This window comes from Paraburkholderia sp. PAMB 6770, assembly GCF_057748135.1.
Genome location: NZ_CM173238.1, coordinates 214,628 through 229,872 on the forward strand (window position 1 = coordinate 214,628; position 15,245 = coordinate 229,872).

A 15,245-nucleotide genomic window follows, 5' to 3' on the forward strand; every position below is an offset into this window, starting at 1 on the left:
GCTGCCGGGGTGGCCGTGAGCCGGCCCGTCTTACGCATTATCTTGGGAGACCGCGCATCATGCGTTCTGTCATCGCAGACTCCAGGCGATTGGTTGTAAAAGTCGGATCGAGCCTCGTCACCAACGACGGGCGTGGCCTCGACCATGCGGCGATCGGCCGCTGGGCCGCGCAGATCGCGGCATTGCGCGCGCAGGGCAAGGAGGTCGTGCTGGTGAGTTCCGGTGCGATCGCAGAGGGCATGCAGCGGCTTGGCTGGGTCCGGCGTCCACGCGAGATCGATGAATTGCAGGCGGCTGCGGCAGTCGGGCAAATGGGGCTCGCGCAGGTCTACGAGAGCCGCTTTGCCGAGCATGGAATCCGCACCGCGCAAATTCTGCTCACGCATGCCGATCTGGCCGATCGCGAGCGCTATCTGAACGCGCGCTCGACGCTGCTTACGCTGTTGCGCCTCGGCGTCGTGCCGATCATCAACGAGAACGACACGGTCGTTACGGACGAGATCAAGTTCGGCGACAACGACACGCTCGGCGCGCTGGTTGCGAATCTGATCGAGGGCGACGCGCTGATCATCCTGACCGACCAGCAGGGGCTCTTTACGGCCGACCCCCGCAAGGATCCGTCAGCCACGCTCGTCCAGCAGGCCGATGCGGGGGCGCCCGAGCTCGAAGCGATGGCGGGCGGCGCGGGCTCGAGCCTTGGCCGCGGCGGCATGCTCACCAAGATCCTCGCCGCCAAGCGGGCGGCGCACAGCGGCGCCGACACGGTGATCGCAAGCGGCCGGGAAGCCGACGTTCTGGCGCGGCTCTCGGCCGGCGAAGCGATCGGCACCCAACTGATCGCGCGCACCGCACGGATGGCGGCGCGCAAGCAATGGATGGCCGATCACCTGCAGGTGCGCGGGCATGTGGTCATCGACGACGGCGCAGTCGAGAAGCTCACTGCCGGCGGCAAGAGCCTGCTGCCCATCGGCGTGGTGGGGGTGCAGGGCGCGTTCGCACGCGGCGAGGTCATTGCCTGCCTGAGCGCGGCGGGCCGGGAAGTCGCGCGCGGTCTGACGAACTACAGCAGCGCGGAGGCAAAGCTGATCCAGCGGCGCCCGAGCGCGGAGATCGAGACCGTGCTCGGCTACATGCTCGAGCCCGAACTGATCCACCGCGACAATCTGGTGCTGATCTGACGCTCGCCGTGACAGGCTGCGGGCAGCCTGTCACGGCGCCGGGTCAATGAATCTGCGAGGATGCGGTGCGCTTGTAGCGGATGTTGTCGATGATCTGCTGGGCGGAGCCGCTCGGCAACTTGCTCGCGCAGAAGTAATCCTGGTAAAGCGCCGCCTGGTAGGAATTCAGCGTGCCGTTCTGGATGCGCATGAATGGCGTGGCGACCGTGCGGTCCCAGCCGTCGTGGTCCGCGTTCAGCGCCGCGTACTGGCGCCATGCGTACGTGTCGCAGCGGATGCCTTCGTAGTTCACGTTGTATGCGCCGCTCGGGCTTTTCACCACTACGGTGTAGCGCACCACGCCGTCGCTGCCGACGCTGAGCGACTTCGCGTCGATTGCGAACGTGAGCGACGTGTTCTCGGACACGTCGAAGGGCAACAGATTCGCGGCGACCGGCAGCGGCGGTAGCGTGTCAACCTTGTTCTCGGTCCAGTTCCCCTTGCGGTCGAACAGGTACGTGAACGCGCTGTCGTCCTTGTTGGACGGTTTGCCGGCGCTCGAACAGCCGGCCAGCAGGACACCGGTGGCGATGCACGCCACCCCGAGAGCAAGTGCTTTCAATATGAAATCCTCGAAACGCCGGTGCGGCCATCGCCGCACCAGGCCGACACGGGCGGCGCGATGCGCCGCCCACGGTTAATCGCGCAGATTTAATCGCGCAGATGCGACGGGATCAGCACGCCTTCGGCCGGCTCGCAGTCCGGCGCCGCGGCGCTCGCGGCCTGGACCGCGTCGCCCTCGCCGCAGGGGGGCGACGGCATGCCGGAGGCAAGACGCGCCTGGCGCGGCCCCGGGTGTACGCCCCCTCTTTCCGGACGCGGCGCAGCGCGGCGCAGAAAGCGCGAGAGTTCCGTCAACGCCAACTGATACACATCCCGCTTGAACTCGATCACACAGTCGAGCGGCACCCAATACTCGTTCCAGCGCCAGGCATCGAACTCCGGGTGGTCGGTTGCGCGCAGACATATGTCGCAGTCGCGTCCGACCATCCGCAGCAGAAACCAGATCTGCTTCTGGCCGCGGTAATGCCCGCGGACCTCGCGCTTGATGAACTTGTCAGGCACCTCATAACGCAACCAGTCGCGCGTGCGACCGATCACCTTGACGTGCTCGGGCAGCAGTCCGGTTTCTTCGTGCAATTCCCGAAACATCGCCTGCACGGGGGTTTCACCGTACTTGATGCCCCCTTGCGGAAATTGCCACGAATGTTCGCGCAGCCGTTTGCCCCAAAACACCTCGTTGTGTGCGTTCAAGAGGATGATGCCGACGTTCGGGCGAAAGCCTTCACGATCCAGCATACAACCACCTTCGAATCCTTTAAAATTGCTTTGATTATAAACAGATAACGGACCTGACGCACCGGATCGCCGCACAATGAAGCGATTTGCCGCAATCGGGGCGCGAATGTGCGAGGCTGCCGGCCGTGCTGTGCGGCGGCGGCTCCGGTCGATCCGGTTCGGACAGGGCGCGCGCGGTTGTGGCATCGTGGCCGCACCCCCGTCGCATTCTCCCAAGCGTTTTCACTGTTTTCACTTTTCGGGCGGTCGCGCCAGCGCCGTCGCTTTTGGATACCTTTGAATGAAAGCCTCCCAGTTCTTTATCGGCACCCTGAAGGAAGCCCCCGCCGACGCCGAAATCGTCAGTCACAAGCTCATGGTGCGCGCCGGCATGATCCGCCGCGTCGCAGGCGGCATCTATAACTACCTGCCGCTCGGCCTGCGCTCGATCCGCAAGGTGGAAGCCATCGTGCGCGAGGAGATGAACCGGGCCGGCGCGATCGAGCTGCTGATGCCGGCCGTGCAGCCGGCCGAGCTGTGGCAGGAGTCGGGCCGCTGGGAGCAGTACGGGCCGGAACTGCTGCGCATCAAGGACCGCAAGCAGAACGACTTCGTGATCGGACCCACGCACGAGGAAGTCGTCACGGACATCGCGCGCAACCAGATCAAGAGCTACCGGCAGATGCCGGTGAACTTCTACCAGATCCAGACGAAATTCCGCGACGAGATCCGTCCGCGTTTCGGCGTGATGCGCGGCCGCGAGTTCATCATGAAAGACGCGTACTCGTTCGACAAGGACACGGAGGGCCTGAAGGCGTCGTACCGCAAGATGTATGACGCCTACGTGCGTATCTTCACGCGCCTCGGCCTCGATTTCCGCCCGGTGGCCGCGGACAACGGTTCGATCGGCGGCAGCGGTTCGCATGAGTTCCACGTGATCGCGGAGACAGGCGAGGACGCGATCGCCTACTGCCCGAGTTCCGGTTTCGCCGCCAACGTCGAAGCCGCCGAGGCGCTGCCGCTCATCGCGACGCGCGCGGCGCCTGCCGAGCCGATGCAGAAAACCGCGACGCCCGGCAAGGCGAAATGCGAGGCGGTGGCCGAACTGCTCGACATTCCGCTCGCCCGTACGATCAAGTCCGTGGTGCTGGCCACCGAGCGCGAGGGCGCCGAGCCGGCCATCTGGCTGCTGATGCTGCGCGGCGATCACGAGCTGAACGAGATCAAGGTCGGCAAGCTGCCCGGCCTCGCGGGTTTTCGCATGGCGAGCGAGGCGGAGATCGTCGCGACCTTCGGCACGCCGCCGGGCTACCTCGGCCCGATCGGCACGAAGAAGCCGGTCAACGTGATTGCGGACCGCACGGTCGCGCACATGAGCGACTTCGTCGTCGGCGCGAACGAGCAGGACTATCACATCACCGGCGTCAACTGGGGCCGTGACCTGCCGGAGCCGGTCGTCGCCGACATCCGCAACGTGAAGAAGGGCGATCCGTCGCCGGACGGCGCGGGCGTGATCGACATCTGCCGCGGCATCGAAGTGGGCCACGTGTTCCAGCTCGGCACGAAATACTCGGAAGCGATGGGCGCGACCTACCTCGACGAAGCGGGCAAGCCGCAGCCGATGGTGATGGGCTGCTACGGGATCGGCGTCACGCGGATTCTCGGCGCGGCGATCGAACAGAACTTCGACGAGAAGGGCATCATCTGGCCGGAATCGATCGCGCCGTTCGAACTGGTGCTGTGCCCGATGGGCTATGACCGCAACGACGCCGTGCGGCAGCAGGCCGATGCGCTCTACGCGCAGCTCGTCGCCGCAGGCGTGGACGTGATCCTCGACGATCGCGGCGAGCGTCCCGGCGTGATGTTCGCCGACTGGGAACTGATCGGCGTGCCGCACCGTCTCGTGATCGGCGAGCGCGGCCTGAAGGAGGGCAAGGTCGAGTATCAGGGTCGCCGCGACGCCGAGGCGACGCTGCTGCCTGCCGGTTCGGCCGCGCAGACCGTGGTGGAAACGATCCGCGCGGCGCGCGCGAAGTAGCCGGCGCACGCCGTGGAGTACACGTTTCTGTCCGCCACGGTGCTGCTGCTGCTGATCACCGACCCGCTCGGCAACATCCCGCTGTTCGTCAGTTGTCTGCGTGGGGTCGCGCCGCAGCGGCGCGCCGTGGTCATCCTGCGCGAGGTGGCGATCGCGTTCGGGGTTCTGCTGCTGTTCATGGTGGGGGGCGACCGCTTCCTGCGCATGATGCATCTGACCGACCAGTCGCTGCGCATCGGCGGCGGCATCGTGCTGTTTCTGATCGCGCTGCGAATGGTCTTTCCGCACCCGGACGGCCCGTTCGGCAACGACAGCCGCGGCGGCGAACCGCTCATCGTGCCGCTCGCGATCCCCGCGCTCGCCGGCCCGTCGGCGCTCGCGACGGTGATGCTGCTGACGTCGCAGGCGCCCGGCAAGATGCTCGAATGGATCGGCGCGCTGAGCGTCACGATGATCGTCTGTGCGATCGCGCTGGTGATGGCCGAGCGCATCCAGAGCTGGCTCGGCGAGCGCACGATGATCGCCTTCGAGCGGCTGATGGGTCTCGTGCTGGTCGCGATCTCGGTCGAGATGGTGCTCGGCGGGATTCGCAGCTTCGTGCATCAACTCTGAGCGCGCGCGTCGCGCGCACAAAAAAAGCGGCCCGCGGGCCGCTTTTTCATGACCGGCGCAGCGGCCCGCGAGGCTACGCGCCGGCAGTCAGCGCGCGAATGGTCGGCAGGTTGCGCCAGTAGCCTTTCGCGTCCATCCCGCAGCCGAACACATAGCGGTCCGGCACTTCGAAGCCGCAAAAATCCGGACGCAGCGGCTTCGCCTTCGGAATGATCTTCTCGCACAGCACCGCGCTCATGAAGCGCCTCGCGCCCATCGCGAGGATGCGGTCGCGGATCGCCGCCATGGTTTCGCCTTCGTCGAGAATGTCGTCCAGCACCAGCACGACGCGGTCCTTCACCGACTCGGCCGGTGCGACGCGCCATTGCATTTCGCCGCCCTGCGTGGTGTTGCGGTAACGCGTCAGATGGATGTAGTCGAATTCGAGCGGGAAGTCGAGATGCGGCAGCAGCATGCCGGTGAACACCGCCGCGCCGCCCATGACCGACAGCACGAGCGGAAAGTCCTCGCTCATCTCGGCGGCAATCGCACGGGCCATGGTGCCGATCGACGCGTTAACGGCGTCGGCCGAAACGATTTCTTCCGAGTGGCGGAAAATGTGGAGTGCTTCTTCGCGGTTCATGACGTCTGGCGGGTGATGGCTATCTATATAGTGTGAGAAAGAACGGCGGCACGCGCTACAGCATATACCCGGCCCGTGCCGCCGCGCGGCTAGCGCATGCCCGGAAGCATGCCCTTCATGCCGCGCATCATTTTCTGCAGGTTGCCGCCCTTGAGCTTCTTCATCATCGTGCGCATCTGTTCGTACTGGTTCAGCAGGCGGTTGACCTCCTGCACCTGAACCCCGGCGCCCGCGGCGATGCGGCGCTTGCGGGTCGCCTTGATCAGTTCGGGCCGCGCGCGCTCGGTCGGCGTCATCGAGTTGATGATGCCTTCCATGCGGCGCATCTGCTTTTCGGCTACGTCCATGTTCGCGCCGGATGCGGCCTGCTGGAACTGCGCGGGCAGCTTGTCCATCAGCGTGGAGAGGCCGCCCATCTTCTTCATCTGCGTGAGTTGCGCGCGGAAGTCGTTGAGGTCGAAGTCGCCGCCTTTCTTGACCTTGTCGGCGAGCTTTTGCGCCGCCTGCACGTCGACGCCGCGCTGCGCCTCCTCGACGAGCGCGAGGATGTCGCCCATGCCGAGAATCCGCGAGGCCATCCGGTCGGGGTGGAACACTTCGAGGCCGTCGAGCTTCTCGGCCACGCCGACGAACTTGATCGGCTTGCCCGTCACATGGCGCACCGACAGCGCGGCGCCGCCGCGCGAGTCGCCGTCGAGCTTCGTGAGCACCACGCCGGTGAGCGGCAGCGCGTCGCTGAACGCTTTCGCGGTGTTCACCGCGTCCTGGCCGAGCATCGCGTCGACGACGAACAGCGTTTCCGCCGGATTGAGCGCCGCGTGCAGCGCGGCGATCTCCTGCATCATCGCCTCGTCGATGCCGAGACGGCCGGCCGTGTCGACCAGCAGCACGTCGTGATAGTGGCGCTTCGCCCAGTCGATCGCCGCGTGCGCGATATCGACCGGCTTCTGGTCCGGCGTCGACGGGAAGAAGTCGGCGCCGACCTGCTCGGTCACCGTCTTCAGCTGCGCGATTGCCGCGGGGCGGTAGACGTCGCACGAGACCGTCAGCACCTTCTTCCTGTACTTCTCGCGCAGCAGCTTCGCGAGCTTGCCGGTCGTGGTGGTCTTGCCCGCGCCTTGCAGGCCGGCCATCAGGATCACGGCGGGCGGCGTCACCGCGAGATCGAGCTCGGCGGCCTTGCCTTCGTAGTCGCCGCCGATCACCGCGGTCAGCTCGCGCTGCACGACGCCGACCAGCGCCTGGCCCGGCGACAGGCTGCCGAGCACTTCCTCGCCGAGCGCCTTCTCCTTCACCTTCGCGATAAATTCGCGCACGACCGGCAGCGCCACGTCGGCTTCGAGCAGCGCGAGGCGCACTTCGCGCAGCATCTCCTGGGTGTTGGCCTCGGTGAGCCGGGCTTCGCCGCGCAGCGTCTTGACGACGCGCGCCATCCGTTGGGTCAGATTGTCGAGCATGGGGAGCGATCAGCAGAGCGGCCGCGGCGCGGCGCGAAGCGGGACACGTCGCGGGGCAGGGGCCTAGTGTAAACTTCGAACATGGATATTGTACTGTATGCCCTCACCGCGCTTCTCTACGGCGGCCTTGCCGTCGCGGGCTGGCGCTCGCACCGCGGCGGCGCGCCGCACGCGCTGCTGGAGGCGGTGCCGGCGCTGCCCGCGGCGGCTGCACCGGCGCAAACCGGCTTCGGCGCACCCGGCCGGGTGCTGCTGCTGATCGCGCTGCTCGTGCACGGCGTGCTGCTGCACGTGACGATCTTCCCGCAGCACGCCATGGTGTTCGGCTTCGCGTTCGCGCTGTCGGCCATGTTCTGGCTCGGCGCCGTCATCTACTGGATCGAGAGCTTCTTCTTCCCGCTCGACGGCCTGCGGCTGCTCGTGCTGCCGCTCGCGTGCATCGCGTCGCTGATGCCGCTCGTGTTCGGCGGGGTGCAGGTCATGTCGTACTCGGCCGACCTGATGTTCAAGGTGCACTTCCTGATCGCGAATATCGCTTACGGACTCTTTGCGATCGCGGCACTGCATGCGGTGCTGATGCTGCTCGTCGAGCGGCGCCTGCACGCGCTGCGCGGCGACGCCGCGCGGCGGGCCGCGGGCGGCTTCGTGTCGGACTGGCTCGATTCGCTGCCGCCGCTGCTCACGCTCGAAACGCTGCTGTTCCGCCTGATCGGCGCCGGCTTCGTGCTGCTCACGCTGACGCTGCTGTCGGGCATCGTGTTCAGCGAGCAACTGATCGACCGGGCGCTGCAGTTCGATCACAAGACCGTGTTCGCGATCCTCTCCTGGCTGATGTTCGGCGCGCTGCTGACTGCCCGCAAGGTGTCGGGCTGGCGCGGCCGCGCGGCACTGCGCTGGGTGCTCGTGTCGTTCCTCGCGCTGCTGCTTGCATACGTGGGCAGCCGTTTCGTTTTCGAGGTGCTGCTGCACCGCCCCGTGGTGTGACCGCTCATGCGTCAGATCTTCCTGCTCATCCTGTTTGTGGTTTTGGGCCAGTGGCTCGTCAAGGCGCTGCGCCGCGCGGACGGCCAGCCGCCGCCGCCGCGTCCGGGGTCCGGCGGCGGCGCCGGCCATGACGGCAACCGCGGCGGCGCGCCGCGTGCGTCCGGTGCGCCGCGTATCGCCGCCGAACCGATGATCCGCTGCCTCGAATGCGGCGTGCACGCGCCGGCGAGCGATTCGGTCGTGGTGGCCGGGCAGGCGTTTTGCTGTAGTGCGCACGCGCAGCGTCACGCGAGCCGACCGTCGGGCCGCGACGCGCGATGAGCGCCGCGTTGAGCGTCGATGCGCAAGGCTGGGTGCCGGCCGCGCGCAAGCTGCCGTCGCCGAACTTCGAGGCGCGCCCGTCGGGCGCCGTGCCGACGCTCGTCGTCGTCCATAACATCAGTCTGCCGCCGGGCGAGTTCGGCGGCGAGGCGATCGCCGAGCTGTTCCTGAACCGCCTCGACTGCGATGCGCATCCGTACTACGACGCGCATCTGCGTGGCGTGCGCGTGTCCGCGCATTTCCTGATCGCCCGCGACGGCGCGCTCGTGCAGTTTGTGTCGTGCGATGCGCGCGCCTGGCACGCGGGGCAGTCGAACTTCTTCGGGCGCGAGCGGTGCAACGACTTCTCGATCGGCATCGAACTCGAAGGCGCCGACACCTGCGCATTCGAGGCCGCGCAATACGCGACGCTCGCGGCACTGGTGCGCGCGCTCGTCGCGCGTTACCCGGTCGACGCGCTCGCGGGGCACTCGGATATCGCGCCGGGCCGCAAGACCGATCCGGGCCCTCACTTCGACTGGTCGAGACTGCAGCGCGACACCGCGCTCGCCGGTCGGTATTTCCCCTATCTCAAGTTTTCCGAAACCCTGTAACGGGTGCGCGGCGCCGCTGCGCAAAATGCGGCGCAAGCAAGGCGCAGCCTTGTTCTCCGGGCGGCGCCTTCGCTTGGCGCGAAGCCAAAAGTCAAGCCCGTAAGCCAAAATAAAACCGTTTGCGCTGTCCTGAAACTCCACTATACTTGGTGCCGTTGAGTGAGTTTCGCACTATATCTTGTGTTGCCACGCAGCGCCGCGTTCATCAGGCATTGAGCCGCGAACAGGCCCGGCAACGCGGATACATCCCTGCGGCGCCGCCGGCCGTCCGTGCCGGTTGCATCCAGCAGCATTCAGAAAAGGGGCATGGCAAGTGATCGCGACGCACACGATGAAGACCGCTGACGCACCGCATCCGCTCTCATCGTTGTCGCATCCCGCCTGTGCGGCAAGCCTGCCGCTTTTCTGCACCCCATCGCTCGCGCTCGCGGCGGCGCAGCGTTCGTACTAATCCGCGGTCTCTCCGCACATTCCAAAAACCAGGAGCTTTGCACATGCAAACTACCGATAACGTGACCACCCGTTACGAGGGCGCTTCGACTGGCCAGGCCTTCGGCGCTTCCGTCACGACCGCGCCCGTGCTCGCGCCGCAGGCGACCTACGCGGACTACAAGGTGATTCGCCGCAACGGCAGCGTGGTGTCGTTCGAGCCGTCGAAGATCGCGATCGCGATGACGAAGGCGTTCCTCGCCGTGAACGGCGGCCAGGGGGCCGCGTCGGCGCGGGTGCGCGAGCTCGTCGAGCAGCTCACGCAGAACGTGGTGCGCGCGCTGCTGCGCAGCCGCCCGAACGGCGGCACGTTCCATATCGAAGACATCCAGGATCAGGTCGAACTCGCGCTGATGCGCGGCGGCGAGCACAACATCGCGCGCGCGTACGTGCTGTACCGCGAGAAGCGCAACCAGGAGCGCGGCCACGACCTGCCGGCGGCATCCGCCGCGCCCGGTCTGAGCGTCACCGACGGCGGCGTCACGCGTCCGCTCGACCTGGCCGCGCTGCACGGCCTGATCGAGTCCGCCTGCGCGAACCTCGGCGACGCGGTGAGCGCCGAGCCGATCGTCGCCGAGACCGTGAAGAACCTGTACGACGGCGTGCCGATGGCGCAGGTCTACGATTCGGCGATCCTCGCCGCGCGCACGATGATCGAGAAAGACCCGGCGTACAGCCAGGTCACGGCACGCATCCTGCTGCACACGATCCGCCGCGAGATTCTCGAAGAGGAAGTCACCCAGGCGCAGATGAGCGAGCGCTATGCCGAGTACTTCCCGCAGTTCATCAAGCGCGGCGTGCAGGCAGAGCTGCTCGACGACAAGCTGCTGCAGTTCGACATGAAGCGGCTCGGCGCCGCGCTCGACGCGGACCGCGACCTGCAGTTCGGCTACCTTGGCCTGCAGACGCTCTATGACCGCTACTTCCTGCACGTCGACGGCACGCGCATCGAAATGCCGCAGGCATTCTTCATGCGTGTCGCGATGGGCCTCGCGCTGAACGAAATCGACCGGGAGGCGCGCGCGATCGAGTTCTACAACGTGCTGTCGAGCTTCGACTTCATGAGCTCGACGCCGACGCTGTTCAATTCCGGCACGCGCCGCTCGCAGCTGTCGTCCTGCTACCTGACGACGGTCGACGACGACCTCGACGGCATCTACGAGGCGCTGAAGGAAAACGCGCTGCTCTCGAAGTTCGCCGGCGGCCTCGGCAACGACTGGACGCGCGTGCGCGCGCTCGGCTCGCACATCAAGGGTACCAACGGCAAATCGCAGGGCGTGGTGCCTTTCCTGAAGGTCGTCAACGACACCGCCGTGGCGGTGAACCAGGGCGGCAAGCGCAAGGGGGCGGTGTGCGCGTACCTCGAAACATGGCACCTCGACATCGAGGAGTTCCTCGAACTGCGCAAGAACACCGGTGACGACCGCCGCCGCACGCACGACATGAACACCGCGAACTGGATTCCCGACCTGTTCATGAAGCGCGTGATGGAAGGCGGCGAGTGGACGCTGTTCTCGCCGTCCACCTGCACGGACCTGCACGACAAGTTCGGCGCCGAGTTCGAGGCGGCTTATACCGCTTACGAAGACAAGGTCGCGCGCGGCGAAATCAGGCTCTTCAAGAAGATTCCGGCGCAGCACCTGTGGCGCAAGATGCTCGGCATGCTGTTCGAGACCGGCCATCCGTGGATCACGTTCAAGGATCCGTGCAACGTGCGCTCGCCGCAGCAGCACGTCGGCGTCGTCCATTCGTCGAACCTGTGCACGGAAATCACGCTGAACACGAGCGACACCGAAATCGCGGTCTGCAACCTCGGCTCGGTGAACCTCGTCGCGCACATGGCGCGCCAGGCGGACGGCAGCTATGCGCTCGACCACGACAAGCTCAAGCGCACCATCAGCGTCGCGATGCGCATGCTCGACAACGTGATCGACATCAACTACTACGCGGTGGCGAAGGCGCGCAACTCGAACCTGAAGCACCGCCCGGTCGGCCTCGGCATCATGGGCTTCCAGGACTGCCTGCACCTGCTGCGCACGCCGTATGCGTCGGGCGAGGCGGTCGGATTTGCCGACCGCTCGATGGAAGCGGTCTGCTACTACGCGTACTGGGCGTCGACCGAGCTCGCGGAGGAGCGCGGCCGCTACGCGAGCTATCGCGGCTCGCTGTGGGATCGCGGCATCCTCCCGCAGGACACGCTGAAGCTGCTCGCCGACGCGCGCGGCGGCTACGTCGAGGTGGATGCGAGCGAGTCGATGGACTGGGCGTCGCTGCGCGCGCGGGTCGCCACCTACGGGATGCGCAACTCGAACTGCGTGGCGATCGCGCCGACCGCGACGATCTCGAACATCATCGGCGTGTCGGCGTGCATCGAGCCGACCTTCCAGAACCTCTACGTGAAGTCGAACCTGTCGGGCGAGTTCACGGTGGTCAACGACTACCTGGTGCGCGACCTGAAGGCGCGCGGCCTGTGGGACGAGGTGATGGTCGCCGACCTGAAGTACTTCGACGGCTCGCTGTCGCGCATCGACCGGGTGCCGGCCGATCTGCGCTCGATCTACGCAACGGCGTTCGAAGTCGATCCGAAGTGGCTCGTCGAGGCGGCATCGCGCCGCCAGAAGTGGATCGACCAGGCGCAGTCGCTCAACATCTATATGGGGGGCGCGTCGGGCAAGAAGCTCGACGAGGTGTACAAGCTCGCGTGGCTGCGCGGCCTGAAGACCACGTACTACCTGCGCACGATGGCAGCGACGCACGTCGAGAAGTCGACAGTCGCGCATGGCGCGCTGAACGCGGTGTCCTCGGGCAGCGACGGCAGCAGCGGCGCCGGCGGCAGCAGCGCGGCGGGTGGCTTCGGCGCGGGGGGCGGCGTTGCGTCGTCGGGCGCGCTGCAGGCCGCGGCGGCGCAACCGGCAGCGGCCGTGGCCGCGGCGCCGGAGGCCGACGGTCCCGTGTGCATGATGCGTCCGGGCGATCCGGGCTTTGAAGAGTGCGAGGCCTGTCAGTAACACGTGCGGCGAGGCGCTTCGCGATCGTCGCGAAGCGCCCGCGCGGCATGCGCTCACGCCGCCCGGCGTGACGAGAAGCGCAACGAGACGACGCTCGACGCGCGTCGTGCAGCATCGGCAACGCGCGGTTCCGATGTTCGATCGGGACCGCGAAACACTCAGGGAACACCGCTGTCGACGCCGTTCGACCCATGCGTTGCGATCGCTTCGAACGATTCCTCACAGACAGTCGGTTGACCAAAGTGTTGCAGGAAGGTCGCAACGCGAATCGAAAACAGGTTTTTTCATCAGCGAACTCTTTTAACGCTCGTGAAAAGATGGTACAAACCGTTCTAAATTGATGGTGACATTTATGCTCAACTGGGATGACGAGATCACTGCCGTAACGCCCGTGAGTGCTTCGCAACCGAACGTGTTGCGCGACACCGCGGAGACGGCTGTCGGCGCGCAGGCAGCAGTGCGCTCCGCTCTTCATGCTCCCTCGGCCCAGGACGTCTTCGCGAACGACATCGCCGTCGCTCCGCCGTTGCATGCCGGCAGCGCACCGGCGGCTTCGGCGTCGCGGGTCAACATCGCCGACAAGCGCATCATCAATGGCCAGACTGACGTCAACCAGCTGGTGCCGTTCAAGTACAAGTGGGCGTGGGAGAAGTACCTGTCCGGCTGCGCGAACCACTGGATGCCGCAGGAAATCAACATGTCCCGCGACATCGCGCTGTGGAAGGACCCGAACGGTCTGACCGAAGACGAGCGCCGCATCGTCAAGCGCAACCTCGGCTTCTTCGTGACGGCCGACTCCCTCGCCGCGAACAATATCGTGCTGGGCACCTACCGCCACATCACGGCGCCCGAATGCCGGCAGTTCCTGCTGCGCCAGGCGTTCGAGGAGGCGATCCACACGCACGCGTACCAGTACATCGTCGAGTCGCTCGGCCTCGACGAAGGCGAAATCTTCAACGCGTACCACGAGGTGTCGTCGATCCGCGACAAGGACGCGTTCCTGATCCCGTACATCCACGTGCTGACCGATCCGGCGTTCCGCACCGGCACGCCCGAGGCCGACCAGACGCTGCTGCGCTCGCTGATCGTATTCGCGTGCGTGATGGAGGGGCTGTTCTTCTACGTCGGCTTTACCCAGATCCTCGCGCTCGGCCGCCAGAACAAGATGACTGGTGCGGCGGAGCAGTACCAGTACATCCTGCGCGACGAGTCGATGCACTGCAACTTCGGCATCGACCTGATCAACCAGATCAAGCTCGAAAACCCGCATCTGTGGACCGCCGAGTTCCGCGCGGAAATCCGCGAGATCTTCCGCCAGGCGGTCGAGCTCGAATACCGCTACGCCGAAGATACGATGCCGCGCGGCGTGCTGGGTCTGAATGCGTCGATGTTCAAAAGCTACTTGCGCTTCATCTGCAACCGCCGGTGCCAGCAGATCGGTCTCGATCCGCTGTTCCCGAACGAGGAAAATCCGTTCCCGTGGATGAGCGAGATGATTGACCTGAAGAAGGAACGCAACTTCTTCGAAACGCGAGTGATCGAATATCAGACCGGCGGGGCGCTGAGCTGGGAATGAACCTGGCGGTGTCGTTGCCGGATATCGAACTCATCGATGGGGATGCCGCCGGTCGAGACCGCGGCAGTTATGGTTAGGAGCAGAACCGCCTGATGCAAAGCGCGCCCGGTGCCTTAGCGGCCCACAAACATGACAGGCACTTTGCGAACCCTTCAGTGGGATGGGCAGACTTCCCCCCGGAAAAAGCCGCTGGCCATGTGGCCGGCGGCCTGATCAAACGATTGGCGGCGCCGGCCTGCGGCGCCGACTGGACTTGGCGCGCGGTGCCGGCTGGCACGGCGCGCCTTACCGTATTCATTAGCGTAAGCGCGCGGGATCTGCGTACGCCGATGAATAGCCCGCTTCGTAGCGATCGCCACGACAGGCGTACGCGGGAAACGGGTTTTGACGAAGGGTGTTGTTTGAACTGACTCTCATCTGAAAACCTGAAGGAGAAAAATGATGGCAACTGCAAAGAAGGCAGCCGCGAAAAAGGCCGCACCGGCGAAGAAGGCAGCCGCGAAGAAGGCGGCACCGGCGAAGAAAGTCGCAGCCAAGAAAGTCGCCGTGAAGAAGGTTGCGGCGAAGAAGGTTGCAGTGAAGAAGGTCGCAGCCAAGAAGGTCGCCGCCAAGAAGGTCGCCGTGAAGAAGGTTGCGGCGAAGAAAGTCGCCGTGAAGAAGGTCGCGGCGAAGAAGGCCGCACCGGCGAAGAAGGCCGCCGCGAAGAAGGTCGCCGTGAAGAAGGTCGCGGCGAAGAAAGTTGCCGTGAAGAAGACGGCGGCGAAGAAGGCTGCGCCGGCGAAGAAGGCTGCCGCGAAGAAGGCCGCGCCTGCGAAGAAGGCGGCCGCGAAGAAGGCGCCTGCGAAGAAGGCGGCCGCGAAGAAAGCGCCTGCGAAGAAGGCGGCCAAAGCACCTGCTGCTGCGAAGAAGGCTGCCCCTGCGAAGAAGGCGGCCGCACCGGCACCTGCTGCCGCGCCGGCGGCGCCCGCTGCCGCCGCGCCGGCCGCCACGGTGAAGACCGCGTTGAACCCGGCCGCAGCATGGCCGTTCCCGACCGGCAGCCGTCCGTAA

At 65.9% G+C, this 15,245-nt stretch carries 14 protein-coding genes; 10 read left to right on the top strand and 4 right to left on the bottom strand.

Annotated elements, in window-relative coordinates; translation table 11 throughout:
• The first annotated feature begins 59 nt into the window (after window positions 1-59).
• Window positions 60-1,178, top strand: a complete 1,119-nt coding sequence (proB, locus tag AC3AP7_RS01105; protein ID WP_475766460.1) for a glutamate 5-kinase — start codon at window positions 60-62, stop codon at window positions 1,176-1,178.
• A gap of 43 nt (window positions 1,179-1,221) precedes the next feature.
• On the opposite strand, the gene AC3AP7_RS01110 is transcribed toward proB, so the two are convergent.
• Together AC3AP7_RS01110 and AC3AP7_RS01115 are read right to left on the bottom strand one after the other, a co-directional pair.
• Window positions 1,222-1,779 carry a CNP1-like family protein gene (locus AC3AP7_RS01110; RefSeq protein WP_475766458.1) on the bottom strand — a complete coding sequence of 186 codons (558 nt, stop codon included), beginning with the start codon at window positions 1,777-1,779 and terminating at the stop codon, window positions 1,222-1,224.
• A gap of 89 nt (window positions 1,780-1,868) precedes the next feature.
• Window positions 1,869-2,516: an RNA pyrophosphohydrolase gene (locus AC3AP7_RS01115; RefSeq protein WP_475767852.1), complete on the bottom strand. Its 648-nt coding sequence runs from the start codon at window positions 2,514-2,516 to the stop codon at window positions 1,869-1,871.
• Window positions 2,517-2,796: 280 nt separating this feature from the next.
• Here AC3AP7_RS01115 and AC3AP7_RS01120 point away from each other — a divergent pair, with 280 nt between their 5' ends.
• Window positions 2,797-4,533, top strand: coding sequence for a proline--tRNA ligase (locus tag AC3AP7_RS01120; protein ID WP_475766456.1), 1,737 nt, complete (start codon window positions 2,797-2,799; stop codon window positions 4,531-4,533).
• A gap of 12 nt (window positions 4,534-4,545) precedes the next feature.
• Window positions 4,546-5,145 carry a MarC family protein gene (locus tag AC3AP7_RS01125; protein ID WP_475766454.1) on the top strand — a complete coding sequence of 200 codons (600 nt, stop codon included), beginning with the start codon at window positions 4,546-4,548 and terminating at the stop codon, window positions 5,143-5,145.
• A gap of 73 nt (window positions 5,146-5,218) precedes the next feature.
• On the opposite strand, the gene AC3AP7_RS01130 is transcribed toward AC3AP7_RS01125, so the two are convergent.
• Both AC3AP7_RS01130 and ffh read right to left on the bottom strand, forming a co-directional pair.
• Entirely contained in the window at window positions 5,219-5,767 is a 549-nt protein-coding gene (locus tag AC3AP7_RS01130; RefSeq protein ID WP_475766452.1) for a hypoxanthine-guanine phosphoribosyltransferase, read from the bottom strand.
• A gap of 89 nt (window positions 5,768-5,856) precedes the next feature.
• Window positions 5,857-7,224, bottom strand: a complete 1,368-nt coding sequence (gene ffh, locus AC3AP7_RS01135; protein ID WP_475766450.1) for a signal recognition particle protein — start codon at window positions 7,222-7,224, stop codon at window positions 5,857-5,859.
• Window positions 7,225-7,305: 81 nt separating this feature from the next.
• Here ffh and AC3AP7_RS01140 point away from each other — a divergent pair, with 81 nt between their 5' ends.
• The 7 genes from AC3AP7_RS01140 (at window position 7,306) to AC3AP7_RS01170 (ending at window position 15,245) form a co-directional block, all read left to right on the top strand.
• Window positions 7,306-8,208 carry a cytochrome C assembly family protein gene (locus AC3AP7_RS01140; RefSeq protein ID WP_475766448.1) on the top strand — a complete coding sequence of 301 codons (903 nt, stop codon included), beginning with the start codon at window positions 7,306-7,308 and terminating at the stop codon, window positions 8,206-8,208.
• 6 nt (window positions 8,209-8,214) lie between these two features.
• Window positions 8,215-8,529, top strand: coding sequence for a PP0621 family protein (locus AC3AP7_RS01145; protein WP_475766447.1), 315 nt, complete (start codon window positions 8,215-8,217; stop codon window positions 8,527-8,529).
• On the top strand, window positions 8,526-9,122 hold the full coding sequence (gene ampD, locus AC3AP7_RS01150) for a 1,6-anhydro-N-acetylmuramyl-L-alanine amidase AmpD (RefSeq protein ID WP_475766445.1): 597 nt from the start codon (window positions 8,526-8,528) through the stop codon (window positions 9,120-9,122). The genes AC3AP7_RS01145 and ampD overlap by 4 nt, the downstream gene beginning before the upstream one ends.
• Window positions 9,123-9,616: 494 nt before the next feature.
• Window positions 9,617-12,619, top strand: a complete 3,003-nt coding sequence (locus AC3AP7_RS01155; protein WP_475766443.1) for a ribonucleoside-diphosphate reductase subunit alpha — start codon at window positions 9,617-9,619, stop codon at window positions 12,617-12,619.
• A gap of 352 nt (window positions 12,620-12,971) precedes the next feature.
• Window positions 12,972-14,195, top strand: a complete 1,224-nt coding sequence (locus tag AC3AP7_RS01160) for a ribonucleotide-diphosphate reductase subunit beta (protein WP_475766441.1) — start codon at window positions 12,972-12,974, stop codon at window positions 14,193-14,195.
• A gap of 92 nt (window positions 14,196-14,287) precedes the next feature.
• A complete protein-coding gene (locus tag AC3AP7_RS01165) occupies window positions 14,288-14,605 on the top strand; it encodes a hypothetical protein (RefSeq protein ID WP_475766437.1) in 318 nt (105 codons plus the stop codon).
• Window positions 14,606-14,636: 31 nt separating this feature from the next.
• A complete protein-coding gene (locus AC3AP7_RS01170) occupies window positions 14,637-15,245 on the top strand; it encodes a histone H1-like DNA-binding protein (RefSeq protein ID WP_475767850.1) in 609 nt (202 codons plus the stop codon).

Bases quoted from the DNA above. Each gene is read 5' to 3' on its own strand.
- proB (WP_475766460.1), top strand. From the start codon at position 60: ATGCGTTCTGTCATCGCAGACTCCAGGCGATTGGTTGTAAAAGTCGGA.
- AC3AP7_RS01115 (WP_475767852.1), bottom strand. From the start codon at position 2,516: ATGCTGGATCGTGAAGGCTTTCGCCCGAACGTCGGCATCATCCTCTTG.
- AC3AP7_RS01120 (WP_475766456.1), top strand. From the start codon at position 2,797: ATGAAAGCCTCCCAGTTCTTTATCGGCACCCTGAAGGAAGCCCCCGCC.
- AC3AP7_RS01130 (WP_475766452.1), bottom strand. From the start codon at position 5,767: ATGAACCGCGAAGAAGCACTCCACATTTTCCGCCACTCGGAAGAAATC.
- ffh (WP_475766450.1), bottom strand. From the start codon at position 7,224: ATGCTCGACAATCTGACCCAACGGATGGCGCGCGTCGTCAAGACGCTG.
- AC3AP7_RS01140 (WP_475766448.1), top strand. From the start codon at position 7,306: ATGGATATTGTACTGTATGCCCTCACCGCGCTTCTCTACGGCGGCCTT.
- AC3AP7_RS01145 (WP_475766447.1), top strand. From the start codon at position 8,215: ATGCGTCAGATCTTCCTGCTCATCCTGTTTGTGGTTTTGGGCCAGTGG.
- ampD (WP_475766445.1), top strand. From the start codon at position 8,526: ATGAGCGCCGCGTTGAGCGTCGATGCGCAAGGCTGGGTGCCGGCCGCG.
- AC3AP7_RS01155 (WP_475766443.1), top strand. From the start codon at position 9,617: ATGCAAACTACCGATAACGTGACCACCCGTTACGAGGGCGCTTCGACT.
- AC3AP7_RS01160 (WP_475766441.1), top strand. From the start codon at position 12,972: ATGCTCAACTGGGATGACGAGATCACTGCCGTAACGCCCGTGAGTGCT.
- AC3AP7_RS01165 (WP_475766437.1), top strand. From the start codon at position 14,288: ATGCAAAGCGCGCCCGGTGCCTTAGCGGCCCACAAACATGACAGGCAC.
- AC3AP7_RS01170 (WP_475767850.1), top strand. From the start codon at position 14,637: ATGGCAACTGCAAAGAAGGCAGCCGCGAAAAAGGCCGCACCGGCGAAG.